This window comes from Streptomyces sp. NPDC030222, assembly GCF_055573115.1.
In genome coordinates this window covers 1-3712 of record NZ_JBVICA010000058.1, presented here as the reverse complement: position 1 = coordinate 3712, position 3712 = coordinate 1, and the positions used below count along the sequence as shown (strand labels likewise).

Annotated in this window: 1 protein-coding gene; it reads right to left on the bottom strand. The window is 71.7% G+C overall.

Going from position 1 to position 3712, the window contains the following annotated elements:
- Positions 1-3712: type I polyketide synthase (locus tag ACZ4Z5_RS33210; RefSeq protein WP_468269986.1), on the bottom strand; the 3712-nt coding region annotated here is incomplete at both ends.

The window sequence follows — 3712 nt, the reverse complement described above, 5'->3', positions numbered from 1 at the left end:
GCGACACCACCAACCACGACCCCGACAACCGCACATCGGACAACGCATCCAGCGGCTTCCACGACACCCGGTAACGCCAGCCGTCCACAGCCGACCGAGTGCCGGCCTCACTGCGTCGCGCAAGCACAGCCTCCGGCCAGTACCGCCGGCGCTGGAAGGCGTACGTCGGCAGGTCGAACCGCAGGGCGCCGGCCCCGTAGACGTTCTGCCAGTCGATGGAGATCCCACGGACGTGGCTCCGGGCCAGCGCGGCCATCACCGTGTCGGTCTCGGGGCGCCCCTTCCGGACGAGGGGCACGAACGCCGCCCCGCCCTCGCCGACGCACTCCTGGCCGAGGGCGGACAGGACGCCGTCGGGGCCGAGTTCGAGATACGTGGTGACGCCCGCGTCCTCCAGGACGCGGATGCCGTCCAGGAAGCGGACCGCCTCGCGCACGTGCCGCACCCAGAACTCCACCGAGCCCATCTCGTCGGTGATCAGGGCGCCGGTCAGGTTCGACACGATCGGGATGCGCGGCGAGTCGAAGGACAGCCCGGACACCACCCGGCGGAAGTCGTCCAGCATGCCGTCCATATGCGGCGAGTGGAACGCATGGCTGACCGCCAGACGCTTGGTCTTCCGGCCCTGCGCCTCGAGGGTCTCCGCGATCGCCACTGCCGCGTCCTCGTCACCGGCAACGACCACCGACTGCGGGCCGTTGACCGCCGCGATGCTGACGTCGTCGGTGAGCAGCGGCAGGACCTCGTCCTCCGAGGCCTGCACCGCGATCATCACACCACCGGCCGGCAACGCCTGCATCAACCGGCCACGTGCTGCGACCAGTTCGCACGCATCGGCCAGGGACAGCACCCCGGCGACATGAGCGGCGGCGATCTCACCGATGGAGTGACCGGCGAGGAAGTCCGGCTTCACACCCCACGACTCCACCAGCCGGAACAACGCCACCTCGACCGCGAACAGCGCCGGCTGTGTGTACTCCGTGCGGTCCAGCAGCTCGGCTTCGGACCCGAACAGCACCTCTTTCAGGGGAAGTTCGAGGTCGAGACCGTCGCACACCGCGTCCAGTGCGTCCGCGAACACCGGGAAGGCGCTGTAGAGGTCGCGGCCCATCTCCAGGCGCTGGCTGCCCTGCCCGGTGAAGAGGAAGGCGACCTTGCCGCCGACCGGTGAGCCCGTCACCACTCCGGTCGCCGAGCCGCCGTCGGCCAGCGCGGCGAGGCCGGCCACCAGGCCATCGCGGTCCGCGACGACCACCGCGGCACGCTGCTCGAACGCCGAGCGGCCGGTCGCCAGGGTCCTGCCTACGTCGGCGAGACGGAGCTCGGGGTCTTCGAGGAGGCGCGCGCGCAGGCCGGCGGCCTGGGCCCGGAGTCCCTCCTCGCTCTTCGCCGAGATCACCAGCGGCAGGGGCAGGAGGCCCGGGTCCGCGGATTCGACGTCGTCCTGACCGGGATCCGCCTCCGGCGCCTGCTCGATGATGGTGTGGGCGTTGGTGCCGCTGAAACCGAACGACGAGATACCGGCGCGACGCGGGCGGCCGGTCTCCGGCCACGCCCGCCGCTCCGTGAGCAGGGCGACCTCGCCCGCCTCCCAGTCGACCTGCGGCGACGGCTCGTCGATGTGGAGGCTCTGCGGCAGCACACCGTGCTGCATCGCCAGCACCATCTTGATCACACCGGCCACACCGGCGGCGGCCTGCGTGTGACCGATGTTGGACTTGATCGAGCCGAGGAGGAGCGGACGGCCCTCCGGCCGGTCCTGTCCGTACGTGGCCAGCAGGGCCTGGGCCTCGATCGGATCGCCGAGGGTCGTACCCGTGCCGTGGGCCTCGACCGCGTCCACGTCCCTGGCCGACAGGCCGCCGCTCGTGAGTGCGGCGCGGATCACCCGCTGTTGCGAGGGACCGTTCGGCGCGGTCAGACCGTTGCTGGCGCCGTCCTGGTTGACGGCGGAGCCTCGGATCACCGCGAGGACGGGATGGCCGTTGCGGCGGGCATCGGACAGCCGCTCGACGAGCAGCATGCCGGCGCCCTCGCCCCAGCCGGTGCCGTCCGCGGCAGCCGCGAACGCCTTGATCCGGCCGTCCGCGGCCAGGCCGCGCTGACGGCTGAATTCGATGAAGGTGCCAGGGGTGGACATCACCGTCACACCACCGGCGAGGGCGATCGAGCACTCGCCGTTGCGCAGCGCCTGGATCGCCCAGTGCAACGCGACCAGCGACGACGAGCACGCCGTGTCGACCGTCACCGCCGGGCCTTCCAGACCGAACACGTACGACAGCCGGCCGGACACGACGCTGGCGGCGTTGCCCGTGCCCAAGTGCCCTTCAAGACCAGCCGTTTCCTCCAGGAGGACGGACAGATAGTCCTGGCCGTTGGTGCCGACGAACACACCCGCCTGGCTGCCGCGCAGCGTCTCGGGGTCGATGCCGGCCCGCTCGAACGCCTCCCAGGAGGTCTCCAGCAGCAGGCGCTGCTGCGGGTCCATGGCGAGGGCCTCGCGCGGCGAGATACCGAAGAAGTCCGCGTCGAAGTCGGCGGCGTCGTAGAGGAATCCGCCCTGCCGGGCGTACGAGGTGCCCTGGGCGCCCGGTTCTGCGTCGTAGAGGGCGTCGAGGTCCCAGCCGCGGTCCAGCGGAAGGTCCGAGATCGCGTCGGTGCCGGACGCCAGGAGCTGCCAGAGGTCTTCCGGGGTCCGTACGCCGCCGGGGAAGCGGCAGCTCATCGCGACGATCGCGATCGGGTCGTCCCCGACCGCCGTGACCTGCGGGCCGGCCGTCTCGACCTGCGTGCCGAGGAGTTCGGAACGCAGGTGGGCGGCGAGTGCGGCAGGCGTCGGGTAGTCGTAGACGAGCGTGGCGGGCAGCCGCAGCCCGGCCGCCGTGCCGAGCCGGTTGCGCAGCTCGACCGCGGTGAGCGAGTCGAACCCGATCTCGCGGAAGGCCCGTCCGGCCTCGACGTCCTGAGCGCCGGAGTGCCCCAGGACCTCGGCGACTTGCGTGCGCACGAGGTCGAGGAGGTACGGCTCCCGGTCGCTCTCGGACATGCTCCGAAGCTGCTCGGCGAGCGACGAGCCCGAACGCTCGGAACGGACACCGGCGGGCTCGGCACTGCGGGTGGCGGCTTCGGCCTCGGGCAGTTCGGCGAGCAGCCTCGCGACGCGTACCGCCGTGAAGCCGGGAGCGAACCGCTCCCAGTCGAGGTCGACGATCGTCAGGGCAGCGTCGTCGGCCCCGACGGCCTGCCGGAGCGCCGTGATCGCGAGATCGCCGTTCATGGGAGGCACGCCGCCGCGGCGCATGCGGGCCTCGAGCGCCTCGTCGGCGGCCATGCCGCCCTCGGCCCACGGGCCCCAGGCGATCGACGTAGCCGCCAGGCCGGCGGCACGCCGCTGCTCGGCCAAGGCGTCCAGGTAGGCGTTGGCGGCAGCGTAGTTGGCCTGGCCAGCCGCACCGATCGTGCCGCTCATGGAGGAGAACAGTACGAAGGCGGAGAGCTCGATGCCGAGCTCGACGGTCAGCTCGTGCAGGTTGAGTGCGGAGGTCGCCTTCGCACCCAGGACGGTCTCGAAGCGGTCCGGGGTCAGGGCGTCCAGAACGCCGTCGTCCAGAACGCCTGCCGTGTGGACCACAGCGGTGAGCGTCTCGGCCTCCGCGGCCAGGAGGACACGGAGGGCATCACGGTCGGCGGCGTCACACGCCACGACCGACAC